A 15,677-nucleotide genomic window follows, 5' to 3' on the forward strand; every position below is an offset into this window, starting at 1 on the left:
TGCTAACCACTTGCCCCTCTCATGCACTGCCGAGCGTTGCCTCTAGTCACGAGCCTGGCGAACCGCCCCATATGCACGTCGACTACGGCAGCGCGAGCGCCAAGATATGGCTACACGACGCCGCTATTGCCAACAACATAGGGTTTTCGGCAAAAGAACTCGGTAAGATCCAACGCATGGTGCGAGAGCACCAAGAGATGCTACAGGAGGCATGGGGCAGCGATGGTGAGCCTCGCTCACGCGAAGCCCAGAAAGACGGCCAGCGCTCTGTTGACGGCGACCATGGTGCTGTCATCGAGGTGGCCGAAGGCCTCTCCCACCCTCTCTCGCTTCACCGTCATGGGCTTGTCCACCATGATCTGGGAGCGTCGCTGCAGGCCATTCTCGGTGGTGGGCTCCACATCGAGGCGGATCAGTGGGGCATCGACCCGGGTGCTGGAGAGCAACAGCACCGTCACACTGCCGGTGCCGGCAAACTGATCCGACTGGATGATGAGGGCGGGACGCGGCTTCCCGAAGTCACCCGACAGGGCAATGGTCACCAGGTCGCCACGCCTCATGCGTCATACTCGTCGTCCAGGTCCAGGAGGGCGGCATCCATGAAGTCCTGCAGTTCCTGATCCCCGGCGTCGGCGGCCGCGACGGCAGCGCACTGGCGGCGGGCCTCTTCAGCGAAGCCGGGTTGGCGAGTATCCGGTACCCAGATCTGGATCGGGCGCAGGCCGGCCGCACGCAAGGCGGCACGGTGCCTCTTCACCCGGTTGTTCACGTTGTCGGTTGCTACCATGGCGAATCCTCCGTCCGTTTCATGTAACAGGGTAGCGCTCCCTTCCGTTACATGCAACGAAGGGTGTCCAGAAAACGATCATTAGACGGCCAAGTCGGGCATTGTCCGAGAATTGGCTTGTTCGATAAGTTTTCGGACAATAAGATAGCCGGACGGATAAACGGACAAAAGGGCGGTCCATGGCACTGATCGGCTATGCGCGGGTCTCGACGGCGGAGCAGGACTCCGCCTTGCAGACCGATGCGCTTCACAAGGCAGGGTGCGAGCGAATCTTCGATGACACCGTCTCTGGGGCCAAGGCGGAACGCCCCGGCCTGACGGCGGCCCTGGAGTTCCTACGCGACGGGGATGTGCTGGTCGTGTGGCGACTGGATCGCCTGGGACGCTCGCTGCCGCATCTGATCGAGGTCGTCAGCACCTTGGAGGCGCGTGGTGTCGGCTTCCGGTCACTGACCGAAGCCATCGACACCACCACCCCCGGTGGGCGGCTGATCTTCCACGTGTTCGGCGCCCTGGGTCAGTTCGAGCGTGACCTGATCCGCGATCGCACCAAGGCGGGGCTGGCTGCTGCCGCCGCCCGTGGGCGTAAAGGGGGGCGCAAGCCCGTCGTCACCGACGACAAGCTGAGGAGGGCAAGGGAACACCTGGCCAATGGGTTGAATGTCCGCGAGGCCGCCGCCCGGATCAAGGTCAGCAAGACGGCTCTCTATGCCGCCTTGAAGGCCAGCCAGTCCGATGTCTCAGGCCGCAGTGCAACCGTCTCCTGACACGCCGTGCGGTCGCCGCCGGCCACCTGGAGCGTCGGGTAGGCCGGCACATGGCCGTTTTAAGCGAATTGGCGATCGTGAAGGCGGGCTTTGCCCCGACTCTCGGTGACTTCTAGCTCTACTGGTGAGCTGGAAGGCGGGGTACGGAGGTCAGCATGGCATGGAACTCCTCGGAGGGCACCGGCCGTCCAAACAGATACCCCTGGTAGATGTGGCACCCAAGATCCTTGAGTGTCGAGCGCTGCACCTCCGTTTCGACCCCCTCTGCGACCACCGACATCTCCAGGCTCTTGGCGAGGGTGATAATGGTTGCGGCGATAGGCGTCGAGTGGGCGTCTCGGCTGAGATCGCGGACGAATGCGACGTCTATTTTGAGCGTATCCAGAGGAAGTGACTTGAGGTAGGCCATGGAGGAGTAACCCGTACCAAAATCATCCAGCGCGAAGTGGATACCGATACGTCGCAGCTGGGTCATTTTCTCGATGGTACCCTGCGGGTCGTTGAGCAGCAGCGATTCGGTGAGTTCGAGGGTTAGGCACGCTGGCTCGACATCATGGCGGTGGACCGCGGCTAATACTTGATCCACGAAGTCTGGTTGCTGGAACTGACGCACGCTAACGTTGATCGACAGCTTGAGGGCGTACAGTTCGGGTCTTTTTCGCCATCCCCCCAGTATTCGACATCCTTCCTGTAGGACCCAGTCGCCCAGCGGTAGGATAAGGCCACACTCTTCAGCCAGTGGGATGAAGTGCCCGGGAGATACCTGACCACGCGTCGGATGCTCCCAGCGGACCAGGGCTTCAGCGCCGACCACCTGGTGCAGGGCGTCTACCTGGGGTTGCAGGTGAAGACGGAGCTCATCGTTGGCAATGCCCAGTTGCAGCTCGCGTTCGAGCGTTAGGCGATCCTCCAACTCCTTCTCCAACGTGGGACAGAATAGCCTCGGTGAACCACTGCGCTCGCGTTTCGCTTCCAGGAGGGCCAGACCCGTGCGTTTGAGTAGCCGTTTGGTACCCGCCCTTTGCTGCGGTGAGAAGACCAACATCCCGATGTTGAGGCGGCATGGGTAGGTATGACCGTGAAGACGGTAGTCTGCGCTGAGAGAGGCCGTGACCCGGTCGATGAAGCGCTGTGCTTCACCCTCAGCAGAGGTCCGGTCCGAAGTGGAAAGCGGGGTCAGTAGGGCGAACTCATTGCCGTCGAGGCGCGCCACGAACAGGTTATCGTCGACCCAGCCTCGCAGGCGCCTCGCGAGCTGGCGGAGCAGCTCGTCTCCGGCATCCTGACCCAGGCTGTCGTTGAGGAACTTGAAGCGATCGATGTCTAGCAGTGCCAGTAAGGCAAGCGGCGCTTCATCGCTGGCATACGTCTCGAAATCCTCAAGATGCTCCTGCAGTGACCGTCGGTTGGGGAGTTCGGTTAGGGAGTCATGGTAAGCCAGGTAGCGAATGCGTTGCTGTGCCTGCTGCTCAGCAGAGCGATCACTGATCAGGGCGACGTAGTCGCATTCGGCAGTGTCGACATAGCAAACGCGGCTGACGCTGAGCCATGCGGAAAAGTACCTTCCCCCACGGTGCTGAGCCTCGATCATGCCGGTCCACTCACCGCTCTCCTCCAAGGCTCGGCTGATGCGGTGATTCAGTGCCTGGCTATCATCGACATACGACAGCTCCCAAACCGACCGTCCTATGGACTCGTCGGCGTCCCACCCCAGTAGCTTCTCGAACGCCTTGTTGCAGAGCCGAATCCGGGCGCTGTCATCGAAAAGCACGATCCCGTCTCTGATGGCAGAGATGACCTCAAGCAGCCGCGCCCGGGTCATGTGCTGCTGATGTTCGCTGGTAAGCACGCGGCGTTCAACGCGGGTGGCGATGAGCGTCAGCAACGCCATCATCAAGGCGCCTGCGATGATCAGATAAATCAGCCAGTATGAGTGCGTATCCACTGGCGACATCGAAGAGGCGTTGGAGTCGGGCACGAACCAGGCCGCTTGCATGGCAACGTAGTGCATGCCGCTGATGGCAAGTGATACGCATAGCGCCGAGATCAAGGCGCAGCGCCGGGCGCGCTGCCTTCCCCACTCCTGGCGGCACAGGCGGTAGGCATAGACGCTGATGATACCAAGGCCAAGGGCGACACCCAGCGAGACCAGGAACAGTCCCAGGGAGTGGTAGAGCACTGCGGGCATGCTCATGGCCGCCATGCCCATGTAATGCATCAAGCCGGTGCCAACGCCCAGGCCGACGCCGGCCAGAAGCGAGCTGCGATGAGGCAGTTGTTGGCTGGATGCCACCAGCATGACCCCCAGGCTACCCAGTACGGCGGGAACCATGGACAGCATGGTGAGCAAGGGCGCGTGAGAGACTGCAAAATCCAGCTGGTAGGCATGCATGCCGGTGAAGTGCATGCTCCATACCCCAAACCCCATGACGCTGGCACCCGTCATCAGCCAGATCCAGCGTGAGCTGATGCGCTTCGCCGTACCTATCAGCTTGATGATATCGAGGCCGGTGTAGGCCGCGATCAACGCGATCAGCCAAGAAACGACCACCAGGGGGATGTGGTGCTTGCCCTGGATGGCATCCAGAGCGTGTGGGTCGAACACGAGGTGGGTCAGTAGTGTCATGGAAGGACTATCGGCAGCGACGTCAGGTTATTGAACATCGCGTTGGTGACTTTGTGGCCGACTAACATGCCATGTGATCGCTTTCTGAAGATGACAGTAGGGGCCGCTGAACACGCATCATCTCACAACTGTTGTATCGGCGAGACACTATGTACCTTTAGTCGTACAGGCTGATGACACGGCCGCCCCACGGTTGGCGAATCAGTGTTGAAGTATGCATGATGGCAACTGCCTGTGTCTCTCCCGCCTTCCTGGCGTAGGCATCGGCGTATCGCCCCTGGCTAAAGGGGCGTCCTTGAGCTGCGTACGCCTCCCCCCTGGTGCCTGCCCGGCAGCAGGGGGGCTTTTCACTGGGGCTCCCCCCCTCCCTGCTTCTGACGTGGCCAATAAGCCGTAAGCCTGGTCCTGCATCAGCATCCAGTAGATGATGTAAAGAAAACCAAGGTTTGTTTTCGTATAGGTCGCCATGGAGAGGAGGACGCATGATCATCGGCTACGCACGGGTCAGCACACAGGACCAGAATCCCCAGTTACAGCGTGACGCGCTTCAAGAAGCCGGCTGCGAGCAAGTCTTCGAGGAACGTATCACCGGTACCAAGCGAGAACGTCCCGAGCTGCAGGCCTGCCTGCGCACCCTACGCGATGGCGACACCCTGGTGGTGTGGAAGCTCGACCGGTTGGCTCGTTCGCTCAAGGATCTGGTGGAGCTGATCCACGAGCTGAACGAGCGTGGCGTGGGCTTTCGGTCGCTGACCGAGGCGATCGACACCACCAGTGCCGGAGGCAAGCTGGTGTTCCATATCTTCGGCGCCCTGGCTGAGTTCGAACACAGCCTGATCCGAGAGCGGACCCTAGCCGGCCTGGCGGCGGCCAGAGCTCGCGGTCGCAAGGGAGGACGCCGTCCGGCCATGTCGGGCGCGGACGTGCGTAAAGCGGCAGCGATGTTGGCCGACCCTGAGATCACCAAGGCCGAGGTGGCCAAGCACTTCGGGGTCAGTCGGGTGACGCTGAATGCGTCCCTGGAGCGCGAAGGGCTGGCCAAGGCTGCGAACCATCCCCAGCTAAAGCAGCTGCTGGCAGAGTGCGATCCTGATGCGCCTGAGGTGGAAGAGCTTCGCGCTTGGCAGGAGGCGCCGGCCGTAGGTCGTGAAGAGGTCTAATTGTGGAGAGCCTCAACAATCAGCTCTACCATGCTGAGCCGGTCTTCCCTCTATGACCCTGTTGCAGCCTAGTCGCTCAAAGAGGCGGATTTTTTTGCGTTAAAGCGTTATTTAATTATTGCGTTATACTGACAAGAGAAACCCACCGGGTGGAGCCCTCCTGTCATGGAGTCGGCCCTACTCGCTGTAACGCATTAACTATTTAACGCAATAACGCAAGGAGGGACGGAAGCCATGGGCTACATCATTGGCGTGGTGAGCCAGAAGGGTGGGGTGGGTAAGTCCACCGTGGCCCGGGCCATCGCCACGACCTACGCTGCCGCCGACTGGAACGTGAAAATCGGCGATCTCGATATCAACCAGTCCACTAGCTTCACTTGGCTGCAGCGCCGACTGAGTCGTGGCATCGAGCCCATAGTAGCTGTCGAGACGTTCGGTACCGTGGGTCAGGCCCTCAGGATCGCCGACGCCTATGACCTCATGGTCCTGGACGGTGCCCCGCATGCGACCCGGGCAACTGCCGAGATTGGGCAGAAGTCACATCTGGTGGTACTGCCTACCGGTTTATCCCTGGACGATCTGGAACCCACCGTTATCCTGGCCAACACCTTGGTCAGCGAACATGGCGTCCCGATGGAGCGCATCGCCATTGCGCTGAGCCGCGTCGGCGACAGTCCCCGCGAGCTCGAGGAGGCCCGCGCCTACCTGGAGGCGACCCCCTATCACGTGCTCGACTCCCAGATACCGGAGAAGACCGCGTTGCGCCGCGCACAGGACGGTGGCCTATCCGTGGTGGAAACCCCTTATAAGGGACCGCGAGCTCAGGCGGACAGGCTAATCCAGGCCATCATCGACCGCTTGGAATCTATAACGAATTAACGCAATAACGCAAGGAGCCGACGGTATGGCCGCACCCAGCAAGAAGCCCGGCAGCAAAGGGCTTCCCCCGGAACCGACGAAGACCACTCATGTGGTGGGCAACCACACCAGCAAGCCGGAGCCAGGCACTACCGTGCCTTGTAATTTTCGGGTGAGCCCCGAGTTCCGCCGCCGCCTGAAGGCCTTCGCTGTGGCACACGACATGAGTATGGTTGAGGTATTCGAAACGGCAGTGAATGAATATATGGAAAGAAAAGGCGGTGCGTAGGTGTGGGGACGCAGGAGAGCCTGCTGCTGAATCAGGCCTCCACTACATGATTACGCTTCTTCTTGAGGAGTCGCAGCGCTGCATCTTCATAGCTCTCACCAGGACGCGCCTGTTGCTCGATGAGATGGCGGGGGATGCCGAACAACACGCCTTGGTTGCCCTGATCTGGGGATGCTGTGCGTTTTGGCTTACGCCGCGTGTCAGTGACACCTGACACCTTATTGTCGGCTTTTTCTCCGAAAAAGAAGACAAAATGGCTGACACGTCGCCCAGTCTTTCGCTGATGCCACTCTACCCAGAATGGACTGTGTTCGTTGATCTGCTCTACGGCTGGCTGGACTACCCACCGCTTAAAATCTTTTATGGCAGGGTACTTATCGCTTAATTGAAATGCTTTTCGGAGCCACTCTATGGTGACGACACGTTCGCCTGAGTCTCGCCATTGGCATAGTAATTCGTAGAGTCGAATGGCGTGAGCACTGGTCATTTTCGCTACATCGCCTAACGCATATCGAGTGAACTGTTCTGTTAGCTGAGTTAAGTAGGGCAGCATGTCTTTAGTGAAGCGTAGTTCTACCTTTCCTTCAGCTTTTCGGTAACGAATCGATTGCACCCAGCCGGTGACTAGCGTTTCTTTATGAGTTCCTTCCCCATTTGGTCGCTCAGTAATCCAGACCTCACGACGTTTTAGACGAAGTGCGGCTTTAGCTAGTTCGTCATAGACTGCATGAGATGCACTGCCGGTCAGCGCTATGATGTCGTTAGCGCTAACGCTGTACAGAACCTCATCGGTAATTGGCTGATCCCTTCGCACCTGTGAGATACAGACCAGCATGATGCGCTGTTCTGCTGGGGTGAGCCGGTATGAGGCTTCGATGAGGGCGTTGCTCTTGTAGACTGGTAAGCTTCCTTGCTGTTGTGGCACGACTCGCTCCCGTTTAGGTGAGAATATTATTCCCTCCCTTTATGCCCCAACTTCCTCCCCCTAGCAACCCCAAACCCCTCCCCTCACAACCCCAAACCCCTCCCCTCACAACCCCAAACCCCTCCCCCGTAAAGGCTAATTAACTTTATTTTTCAGTGAGTTACAGTCGCCTAAAAGGGAAAAGGAAAAGGAAACAGAAAAGACGCGCAGATGCGCGTCCACCTACCCTCCGTTCGCTTCGCTCCCTTCGCCCCCGCTTCGCGGGCCTAAGAGGGTGCGCCCAAGGCGCAACGATTGGGCTGCTTCGAGGCGCTTCGCGCCTGCGCTGCCCAGCGAGCAGACCTGGCCGCTAAAGAATCCAGCCACGGTGGTCGCCACCCCATTGCACTGCTGGAACATTGGGCGCTTCGCGCCCCTTGTTTAGCAATACGCGGGGGGATCTCCCATCAGTATTAGATGATACGACTGTGCCGTTTTAGGAGGAGGAAATTGGGGTCAACATCCACTTGGAATGATGTGAAGGAAAAGTACATATTAATCAACGTATTACGCGGTTAAGTGGACAGGGGTAATTACCCCTAGGTCCACTAGAGAACGTGAAGCATACACCTAAGGGTCATCACTAGAGCTTGACCTACTCCCCCATCGACAGCTGGTCCTCCTCCCGGTCGTTACGTTGGCGATCCTCAAGGGCCTCCATACGGGCCGCTAAGGCCTCACCCTGTACCTCGGCCTTGGTTCGACCCTTTTCGGCCTCCTGAGCGCGTTTCTGGGCGTCCTGGAGCTGTTTTTCCAGGGCGGCGAGGCGTTCCCGGTACTCGTCGCGTTGTTCGGCCAGGGCCTGGCGGTGCCCCTGGGCGTCCTGTTGGCGAGCCTGCCGTTCCTCTTGGAGTGCCTTGGCACGCTCCTCGGCCTGCTGTTGGGTGGCCTCGACCCGGGTCTGGGCCACCGCCAGGGCGCGTTCGGCCTCGATGCGGGCTTGATCGGTCTGCTTGGCCTCGCGTTGTGCCGCGATGCGCGCCTCCCGCTCCTCGTCACGCTGCTCCTCGAGGGTGGTCACCCGGTTGCGGGCCTCAGCCAGCTGCTGGCGGGCGTCGTCGCGCTGGGTCTCCAGCTCCCGCACCCGCTCGCGGAACTCGGCCAGGGCGCTGCGCGCCTCGTCGCGTTCGCCGGTGACGCGATCGCGCTCGCTCTCCAGGGCCTCCACTCGGCCGCTCAGCTCCTCGACCTGCTCCTCCAGCTGCTCGCCGGTGGCGGCCAGCTCGTCGGCGGTGTGCTGGGCCTCCAGGGCGTTCTCCTCGGCCTCGGCGCGGGCCGCAGCGGCCTGGCGTTCCAGCTCCTCGGCCAGGGCGGCGGTCAACTCGTCCGGCAAGCGGGCCGCACGGCGCTCGGCCGGCGCCTGGGTGGCTCGCCACGCCTTGAGGTGGCGGTGGATGGTGTTGGGCGACCCCGTGCCCAGCTGCTCGCGGATGCGCTGGATGCTGGGCTTCTCGCCTTGCCCGACCAGGGCGTCGGCGACGGTGGCGACCTGCTCGTAGGTGATCCCGGTGCGTGCCATATCATATCCCTCTCGTCTGTATCGTATATCGTATTTCATATTATATGTTATACGGTACAAAATACAATACAAAATACGTACATTATATGAAATATCCCGGCGGAAGGGCGTGTCGCCGGTGGCCAGGATCGAGTAGGAGGGGGAGTCGCCTCCCCCGTCCTCTCACACCACCGGGCAAACGGATCCGTACCACGGCGGTTCCTGTCCCCCATTATCGGGCTGAGCTTCGTTCCGCTGAATTCGCTCGCCTGTGTGCTCTGAGCGCTTCGACAGTCTTTGGGCTTCCGGCCCGCCATACAGTTATCGAGAGCCCTCCGGGGAGGCTTCTGCTCGTACACATCAGAGAGTGGTCAACTATCCACTCGTGACAGGTTCAGCCCTTCAGCTCTTGGTTAGAGAGCCTAATATGGCCTCTGCTGACTCCTGTTCGCCCATCCCGACACCTCACGGTGTCGGTAGCCAGTGGCAGGCGAACAGGCCTCCCAGGGTAAGACGCGCGACCTTCCTCCCATCTACCCGCCGCATCTACTTCCACATCTTCTGGATAGCTATTGGGCTTCGAGTTTCATGGCCCTCTCGCCCAGATGTGGCTGCCTCATATGCGGTTCCTGTTCGTCGGGCCAGGAGTTTGCCTACAGCTTCCTTCAGATTCCGCCTCACGACGAACACCCTTGCTGTTCAGCTAACGGTTCCCGCTATCAGGGTCCGTAGGGGACTTTCACCCCCAAGTCATCCGACCAACCACCACGGCGGACCGGATAGCGCCTAATTGGCGCTGCGCGCCATGCCTGGCGCACCACGAGAAACCCCGCCGTAGCGGGGTTTGCGGGTCGGCGAGATCGCCTGATGGGGAGGGGAGGTCGGCGTCAGGGCGTCGGCTGGCCCGGGACGTCCTCCTCGCGAGCCAGGTGCCGCTGGCGGGTCTGGTGGGCGTTGCGCTCGATCTGCACGTAGGTGAACAGGCACACGCCGGCCATGAGCATGGCGAAGGCCACGATCATCCAGCTGAAGGCGGTCATGGGGCGTCTCCCTCCTGGTTTCCCTCTGGGGCTGTCTTGGTCAGGCGAAACCGCCTGCCTCTACGTGTTCAAGGAACCGCAGCACGTCGTCCCCGCGACCATGAGCGACCAGGGCCGCGGCTGTCCAGTTGCCGAGCGCAGCAATCGGGTGACTCTGGTACCACGCTTTGGCGGCACGCCGCGACCCCGCCCACGGCTCGATTTTGTCGAGGATGAGCCGGGCCTGTTCCCGCTTGTCGCGGCGGCGAGCCCAAGCAAACCCTCCGCCGAATAGCAGCAGGGCGGCAAACAGGATGCCCAGAGGGAGGGCGATAGCTAGTATGTCCGGTGTCATTGCCATACGGGCTCTCCGACATCGATGCCGCTGTCCGCGCGGTCACGGGAACGATTGATAAGTGCGTTCTGCACACGGAAAAAGACGTCTTCCAGCTCGTCGGGCTCGAGTGTGTCAAGTAGTTCCTGCAAGCGTGCCTGCTTGGTTTGTGCTTGTGTCTGCTTCTTTTGCCAGCGCGCCAGGGTTTGCTCGGCGTTGCGCTTCTTGCGATGCGCTATGCGCGCCTCTTCCTCCGCGCGCTCAGCACGCTGTTCGGCCGCGTCAGCACGGGCTTGCCGCTGTTGTTGAGACGCTTGCTCTTTTTTCCAAGCTTGGATGAGTTGCTGTAGCTGCTGTTCGGCGGTGGCCAGCCGAAACTGTGTGTCCCGTAGGGTTTGTTCTGCCTCACACTGAGCCCGCTCGGCCTGCTCAGCGCGCTTTTCAGCGGCATCTGCGCGAGCCTCACTGGCGGTGAGGCGCTCTTGGGTGGCTGAAGAGGTGAAGAGCTTCTTCATCGCAGGTACACCAGGGTGATATCAGGACGAAAATGGCCGAGCTCTTGTGAGACAGCCAACAACGCTTCGTCACGGTCGAGGCCGTGCTCCTGGAGCTCAGCCATGCGTTGTTGCGCATACGTGTGGCGTAGTCCGTGTGCGCCGGCGCTCCAACCAACGGCCCGTTGCGAGGCGCGGGTAAAAGAGGAGCTGAAGGCGTTGCCGCCGGCGATAGCGTAGTGGCTGTGGTAGTGGATGCCGCGGTCGTTAACGAAACGAGGGGTGTCGAGCCGGAGAGATGCTAGGCGATCGGCGAGAGGCTCTGGAATCTTGATTTCGCGGCATAGCCCGCCCTTGCCGATCACGGTGTAGCTGACACCAGAGCGTCCGGCGAACTTGTGCTCGCTGATCGTCTTAGTGGGGCGTTGGTCGGGCGGCTGCTCCGCCAGGGGGCGTAGCGTCAGGAGTTCGTGAGCACGTAGTCCGCAACGGTAGGCGAGTTCGCTGGCCAAGGCATTATGAGAAGTCTGGTGAGAGAGGACTTTCGTGACCTGGATGTCAGTGTAGTGGCGGCTCTGTGACATCGTGACTGCTTCGGTTCTTACGATCGGCAGGCTAGAAGTCTTATCCAGTTCGCCAGTGTGCCGAAGCATTGCCTCCAAAGCTTGGCGGTCCATGTTGAGCGTGCTCTGAGAGATGAACTTGCCGTCGACAGATGTTTCTGATCGATAGTGGAGATAAGCGATGGCTTGCTCTTTTGTCATCGAGCGCAGGTCGCGAGGGAGGTCGATCGATTTGTCGTGACGATGCTCGCGGATGAAGTCTGCGGCGACAGTCAATCGCTGTTCGAAGTTGCTGACAGTGCCGACAGATTCCAGGCCATCATTACCCTGGATTTCTTTGATAAGTTTGCCGGCCTGGGTTTTACCTTTGGCAAAGCTGACCATTAGACGTCTACTCGCTCGTAAATTCCGCGCTTCTCGAGCCAGCGGCTGATGGTGCTGTGTGCAACGTTGATGCGTTGTTCTTTTAACCAGCGCTGAAGGTCCACGACACGAGCGCCGGCAGCGTGCAGCGTCAGCAGGTCATCCTCGAAACGGTCGAGGCGAGAGCGGCGAGAGTAGGGACGCCGACGGTTTTCTGCCGCGTCTGCCTTTAAGCGAGCGACGGTGGCTGCCGCATGCTGTTCGTCCACGGGTCTATCCTATATCGTGCGTCGTTAGAACAATGAGGGCGATTCCCCATCGACACCTGTGCCGGTGCCGTTGGCCCCGTTTCGTTTTTGCGTGTTGTCGGGTCGGACTCGTCGCGTAGCTGAGATCTCGGATCTGCAACCACGCGGCAGCTGCCGCTGCCTACCCGAGCCGCTTGGCGGCTCTCACGTTGGCATCCTCTCGATGCCCAATCATCTCGCGCCTCTCGCGCGGCTATCGTCTCAGCCGATTCGGCATCCACAGCTGACGCGGCTGGGCACCCCCGTGGGGCTCATCTCTCGATGACGTCAGTGCTTCAACGGATGTTGCCTGTTGGCAACAGGCCTGAGGCCTTGCGCTCCTCCGTCCGTGCGCTGGGGCTCCACAAAGGGAACACTGTCACGATAGCACAGGGAGGGACTGGATTGCAAAATTTGCGTTTGTGCGTGAAATTTGTGAAATCCTTGTAGCGTCGGCTATGTAGCACGACGAAGGAGTGCAACATAGCCGACGCGGACGCGGCGGAGCAGTCGGAGGGGCCCGAAGGGCCGCGAGGACTGCCAGGCGCGCCGGAGGCGCGAGCGACGCGCGGAGCGTCGCCGTGTGCGCAGCACACTGTGCCCCGAAAGGGGCACCGGGGGAGCCTCAGGCGAGCCCGTTGGCTGTCGCAACGCGACAGCGACCAACACTGGCCAGCACCGTGCCGCCAGGCACGAGCGGCGCGAAGCGTCGCCGGTCGAGCCACAGCGAGACCGCACGGGAGGGGCAACTTTGTCACGGTGTGACAGGAAAGCCGTAGGAAGAACGGGGAAGGGGATGGCAGTCGAGCGTTAGGTTATGTCATAACGCGACGAAAGGTAGCGGCAATGTCCACTATAGTGGACATAAGGGAAAGCCATGTCTGGCAAAACGGCGACAGAAACTACCTAGCTGCTTTCTCCGGTTTTCTCGGAGAAAAGCCGTCTCGGCAGCATCGGGGTCTCAGCGGTACGCTTACCTAGTTGAATCGGTGACAGAAACTACCTAGCTGCCTCCACCGGTTTTCTCGGAGAAAAGCAATCCTGGTAGCTGATGGCAGTATAAGTGCCATTTCATTGGCAGGCGGGACTCTGATGGCAGCAGGTTGCCATCAAGCGATGCTCCCTATGGCAGTAGAGTGCCATTTCATCAGCAGGCGGGACCCTGATGGCAGCAGGTTGCCATCAAGCGATGCTCCCTATGGCAGTAGGGTGCCATTTCATCAGCAGGCGGGACCCTGATGGCAGCAGGTTGCCATCAAGCGATGCTCCCTATGGCAGTAGGGTGCCATTTCATCAGCAGGCTGCCATCAGAGGAAGCCTCATGAGACACGATAAGTGCCATAATCTTGATTTTGCAGGCAGGTTGCAGTCCAGTGACTACCTCTCTTGGCTTGGCATAAATATTGCATTTTAATTTCTTGCTAATTAAAAGTCATCAGCTAGAGAGAGAACAACTGTGCAATATACCCGCCCCACCGCCATTGCAAGCGGACTGCTCACCCTGATGCTGGCTGGCACGGCATTATCCGATGAGGTTGATGTCAGAGAGCTGACCATCGGCGATATCCAGGAGGGCTTTGACGATGGCCGCTGGAGTGCCGAAGAGCTAACCGCCGCCTCCCTGGCACGGATCGAGCAGTATGAACCTTATTACAACTCTTTTACCTTCATGAATCCCGACGCTCTGGAGCAGGCACGCGCTATCGACGAACGCCGTGCAGCAGGCGAAGAACTTGGCCCGTTGGCTGGTGTTCCTGTCGTCGTCAAGGAAGCGATGGATTTTGCCGGTCTGCCTTCCACCGCTGGCTGGTCGGAGCTCTCCAGTGCCACGGGCGGCGTTGATCTTATTCCCGAGCACCACGCTCCCGTTGTGGCTCGCCTGATCGATGCTGGTGCCATCGTGCTCGGCAAAACCAATATTCCGGCCTTCAGCAGCGACGGTACCCGAGCCAATAGCAGTTGGGATGGCCCAACCTATAATGCGGTTGATCGCGACATAGCCCCGGGAGCTAGCTCCAGTGGTACAGCGACTGCCGTTGCAGCCAGCTTTGCCGTAGCTGGCCTGGCCGAAGAGACCGGCGGCTCGATCCAGAACCCCGCCTCGGCGCAAAGCCTGGTGTCGGTCAAACCGACCTTTGGCCTGGTTCCCAATGCCGGGGTCACGCCATTGGCAGGCTCGACCCGTGACGTGGTCGGTCCCCATGCCCGCAATGTCACCGATGCCGCTCTGCTGCTCGATGTCCTGGCCGGGTACACCTCCGAAGATCCCAAGACCGTAGCCGCTATCGGCCACCTTCCCGCAGGAGGCTATACGTCAATGCTCGATGATGGTGCACTGGAGGGCGCGCGAGTTGGCCTCTATGGGCCAGGTTGGCGCGACGAGCCTCTATCAGAAGAAGCTACTGAACTGTATGCCAATGCTGTAGAAGAACTGGAGTCCCTAAATGCCACCGTTATCGAGGATCCGTTTGCCGGTAGCGATTTCGCCGCCCTGGCCAAAGCCGAAGGCGGTTACGATGGCCGGGGAACCGAGTCGATGCCTTACGACCTGGAGCTTTATCTGCAACGCATGGGGGACTCGGCAGCCGCCAACTCGGTTGCCGAACTGCTTGAGCTGGTAGACAGCGACCCGCTAGCCGAAGATGGCCCGCTGGGTGATTACAACAGCATGCCGGTGTTTGCCGCCGCCCGCCAGGACCCAACCGTCGCCCCGGACCTTTCCGAATTTGCCCAGCTACGCGCCGACTACCTGCTCGCCTTCAATAGCGTCATGCAAGACAACGAACTGGATCTGCTGGTATTCCCGCAAATGAGCCAGGCGCTGCCAGAGGTTTATGGCGAAGACGCTTACCCGGCAACAACCGTCTCGGAAATCAATATCTCCGGGCTGCCCGGGGTTACCGTCCCCGCCGGACAATTTTCCAGCGGCTCGCCATTCGGGCTGATATTCGTCGGCCCGATGTGGAGCGAGGCCGAACTGCTCGGTTATGCCTACGCTTTCGAGCAAGCCACCCACCAGCGTATCGTCCCCGAGCTGGTCGAGGAGGAATATCCGATACCGGATACCAACAGCCAGTAATCTACACACGCAAAAAAGCCGCCCCGAAGGGCTAATGCCAGTCAGTTAAGCCTGACTGGCTTTTTCCTTATCGTATATTTTTGTGGTCGTGCCCAAACCGCATACGGGTGCGACCTTTCTCGTCTATCGGGTAGCAAGAACGAAGGCGCCATCTCCAGCATCGATCTCACCACTTCGGAAATACGGTCAGGCGATACCGCCGACAACATCGATAACTCTTTGATAATAAAATGGGCAGCCTAGTTAAAGATCAATTTACTTTGGTAAATGCTGTCCAAACTGTAGACCATTCGAGCCATCTGAAAGCGTATCAAGTTGTAGGTGAGCAACGTACCCATAATTTCTGGCGAACCATGTCCGGCGTACTGGCAATCCGATCTGTCGTCAACTCCATTTGGCGAACCTGGGGATAGCTCGCCCATGGTGATGCCAAGGTCCAAAATGGCCAGACGCAAGCCTCCTTGCTAACCACTTGCCCCTCTCATGCACTGCCGAGCGTTGCCTCTAGTCACGAGCCTGGCGAACCGCCCCATATGCACGTCGACTACGGCAGCGCGAGCGCCAAGATATGGCTACACGACGCCGCTAT

At 59.9% G+C, this 15,677-nt stretch carries 16 protein-coding genes and 1 pseudogene; 7 read left to right on the forward strand and 10 right to left on the reverse strand.

Going from position 1 to position 15,677, the window contains the following annotated elements; translation table 11 throughout:
* Window positions 1–26: 26 nt before the first annotated feature.
* Window positions 27–203 (forward strand): annotated as a pseudogene (locus NH395_RS18410) (DUF4160 domain-containing protein); the annotation flags it as partial.
* Between the two features lie 33 nt (window positions 204–236).
* On the opposite strand, the gene NH395_RS18095 reads toward NH395_RS18410, so the two are convergent.
* Both NH395_RS18095 and NH395_RS18100 read right to left on the reverse strand, forming a co-directional pair.
* Complete coding sequence (locus tag NH395_RS18095) at window positions 237–560, reverse strand: type II toxin-antitoxin system PemK/MazF family toxin (RefSeq protein ID WP_253026867.1); 324 nt, start codon at window positions 558–560, stop codon at window positions 237–239.
* On the reverse strand, window positions 557–757 hold the full coding sequence (locus tag NH395_RS18100) for an antitoxin MazE family protein (RefSeq protein WP_253026869.1): 201 nt from the start codon (window positions 755–757) through the stop codon (window positions 557–559). The genes NH395_RS18095 and NH395_RS18100 overlap by 4 nt, the downstream gene beginning before the upstream one ends.
* A 209-nt stretch (window positions 758–966) precedes the next feature.
* Here NH395_RS18100 and NH395_RS18105 point away from each other — a divergent pair, with 209 nt between their 5' ends.
* Complete coding sequence (locus tag NH395_RS18105; protein WP_222568465.1) at window positions 967–1,554, forward strand: recombinase family protein; 588 nt, start codon at window positions 967–969, stop codon at window positions 1,552–1,554.
* A 118-nt stretch (window positions 1,555–1,672) separates the two neighbouring features.
* Here NH395_RS18105 and NH395_RS18110 read toward each other — a convergent pair whose 3' ends face one another.
* Window positions 1,673–4,180: an EAL domain-containing protein gene (locus NH395_RS18110; protein ID WP_253026871.1), complete on the reverse strand. Its 2,508-nt coding sequence runs from the start codon at window positions 4,178–4,180 to the stop codon at window positions 1,673–1,675.
* A 482-nt stretch (window positions 4,181–4,662) separates the two neighbouring features.
* Here NH395_RS18110 and NH395_RS18115 point away from each other — a divergent pair, with 482 nt between their 5' ends.
* The 3 genes from NH395_RS18115 (at window position 4,663) to NH395_RS18125 (ending at window position 6,487) form a co-directional block, all read left to right on the forward strand.
* Window positions 4,663–5,340, forward strand: a complete 678-nt coding sequence (locus tag NH395_RS18115) for a recombinase family protein (protein WP_253026893.1) — start codon at window positions 4,663–4,665, stop codon at window positions 5,338–5,340.
* A 234-nt stretch (window positions 5,341–5,574) separates the two neighbouring features.
* Window positions 5,575–6,219: a ParA family protein gene (locus tag NH395_RS18120; RefSeq protein ID WP_253026873.1), complete on the forward strand. Its 645-nt coding sequence runs from the start codon at window positions 5,575–5,577 to the stop codon at window positions 6,217–6,219.
* Between the two features lie 25 nt (window positions 6,220–6,244).
* Window positions 6,245–6,487, forward strand: a complete 243-nt coding sequence (locus NH395_RS18125) for a hypothetical protein (protein ID WP_253026875.1) — start codon at window positions 6,245–6,247, stop codon at window positions 6,485–6,487.
* Window positions 6,488–6,518: 31 nt separating this feature from the next.
* Here the strand turns inward: NH395_RS18125 and NH395_RS18130 are convergent, their stop codons facing one another.
* From NH395_RS18130 to NH395_RS18160, 7 genes are all read right to left on the reverse strand, one after another.
* The gene (locus tag NH395_RS18130) at window positions 6,519–7,412 is read right to left on the reverse strand and encodes a replication initiation protein (protein ID WP_253026877.1); all 894 of its coding nucleotides are present in this window, start codon (window positions 7,410–7,412) and stop codon (window positions 6,519–6,521) included.
* A gap of 634 nt (window positions 7,413–8,046) precedes the next feature.
* Window positions 8,047–8,970, reverse strand: coding sequence for a DNA-binding protein (locus NH395_RS18135; RefSeq protein WP_253026879.1), 924 nt, complete (start codon window positions 8,968–8,970; stop codon window positions 8,047–8,049).
* 866 nt (window positions 8,971–9,836) lie between these two features.
* Window positions 9,837–9,989 (reverse strand): hypothetical protein, encoded by a 153-nt coding sequence (locus NH395_RS18140; RefSeq protein WP_253026881.1) that lies wholly within the window; start codon window positions 9,987–9,989, stop codon window positions 9,837–9,839.
* Window positions 9,990–10,029: 40 nt separating this feature from the next.
* On the reverse strand, window positions 10,030–10,329 hold the full coding sequence (locus tag NH395_RS18145; RefSeq protein ID WP_253026883.1) for a hypothetical protein: 300 nt from the start codon (window positions 10,327–10,329) through the stop codon (window positions 10,030–10,032).
* Window positions 10,320–10,817 carry a hypothetical protein gene (locus NH395_RS18150; RefSeq protein ID WP_253026885.1) on the reverse strand — a complete coding sequence of 166 codons (498 nt, stop codon included), beginning with the start codon at window positions 10,815–10,817 and terminating at the stop codon, window positions 10,320–10,322. Before NH395_RS18150 ends, NH395_RS18145 begins: the two co-directional genes overlap by 10 nt.
* Window positions 10,814–11,743 (reverse strand): hypothetical protein, encoded by a 930-nt coding sequence (locus tag NH395_RS18155; protein WP_253026887.1) that lies wholly within the window; start codon window positions 11,741–11,743, stop codon window positions 10,814–10,816. The genes NH395_RS18150 and NH395_RS18155 overlap by 4 nt, the downstream gene beginning before the upstream one ends.
* On the reverse strand, window positions 11,743–11,991 hold the full coding sequence (locus NH395_RS18160; RefSeq protein WP_253026889.1) for a hypothetical protein: 249 nt from the start codon (window positions 11,989–11,991) through the stop codon (window positions 11,743–11,745). The genes NH395_RS18155 and NH395_RS18160 overlap by 1 nt, the downstream gene beginning before the upstream one ends.
* A 1,474-nt stretch (window positions 11,992–13,465) precedes the next feature.
* On the opposite strand from NH395_RS18160, the gene NH395_RS18165 reads away from it, so the two are divergent.
* Window positions 13,466–15,088, forward strand: coding sequence for an amidase (locus NH395_RS18165; RefSeq protein WP_253026891.1), 1,623 nt, complete (start codon window positions 13,466–13,468; stop codon window positions 15,086–15,088).
* A gap of 461 nt (window positions 15,089–15,549) precedes the next feature.
* Window positions 15,550–15,677: DUF4160 domain-containing protein (locus NH395_RS18515; protein ID WP_366066278.1), on the forward strand; the 128-nt coding region annotated here is incomplete at its 3' end.

This window comes from Halomonas sp. Mc5H-6 (genome assembly GCF_024124705.1).
GTDB lineage: Bacteria > Pseudomonadota > Gammaproteobacteria > Pseudomonadales > Halomonadaceae > Vreelandella > Vreelandella subterranea.

Excerpts from the sequence above, each read along its gene's own strand:
- NH395_RS18095 (WP_253026867.1), bottom strand. The coding sequence starts at position 560 with ATGAGGCGTGGCGACCTGGTGACCATTGCCCTGTCGGGTGACTTCGGG.
- NH395_RS18105 (WP_222568465.1), top strand. The coding sequence starts at position 967 with ATGGCACTGATCGGCTATGCGCGGGTCTCGACGGCGGAGCAGGACTCC.
- NH395_RS18110 (WP_253026871.1), bottom strand. The coding sequence starts at position 4,180 with ATGACACTACTGACCCACCTCGTGTTCGACCCACACGCTCTGGATGCC.
- NH395_RS18115 (WP_253026893.1), top strand. The coding sequence starts at position 4,663 with ATGATCATCGGCTACGCACGGGTCAGCACACAGGACCAGAATCCCCAG.
- NH395_RS18120 (WP_253026873.1), top strand. The coding sequence starts at position 5,575 with ATGGGCTACATCATTGGCGTGGTGAGCCAGAAGGGTGGGGTGGGTAAG.
- NH395_RS18125 (WP_253026875.1), top strand. The coding sequence starts at position 6,245 with ATGGCCGCACCCAGCAAGAAGCCCGGCAGCAAAGGGCTTCCCCCGGAA.
- NH395_RS18135 (WP_253026879.1), bottom strand. The coding sequence starts at position 8,970 with ATGGCACGCACCGGGATCACCTACGAGCAGGTCGCCACCGTCGCCGAC.
- NH395_RS18140 (WP_253026881.1), bottom strand. The coding sequence starts at position 9,989 with ATGACCGCCTTCAGCTGGATGATCGTGGCCTTCGCCATGCTCATGGCC.
- NH395_RS18145 (WP_253026883.1), bottom strand. The coding sequence starts at position 10,329 with ATGGCAATGACACCGGACATACTAGCTATCGCCCTCCCTCTGGGCATC.
- NH395_RS18150 (WP_253026885.1), bottom strand. The coding sequence starts at position 10,817 with ATGAAGAAGCTCTTCACCTCTTCAGCCACCCAAGAGCGCCTCACCGCC.
- NH395_RS18155 (WP_253026887.1), bottom strand. The coding sequence starts at position 11,743 with ATGGTCAGCTTTGCCAAAGGTAAAACCCAGGCCGGCAAACTTATCAAA.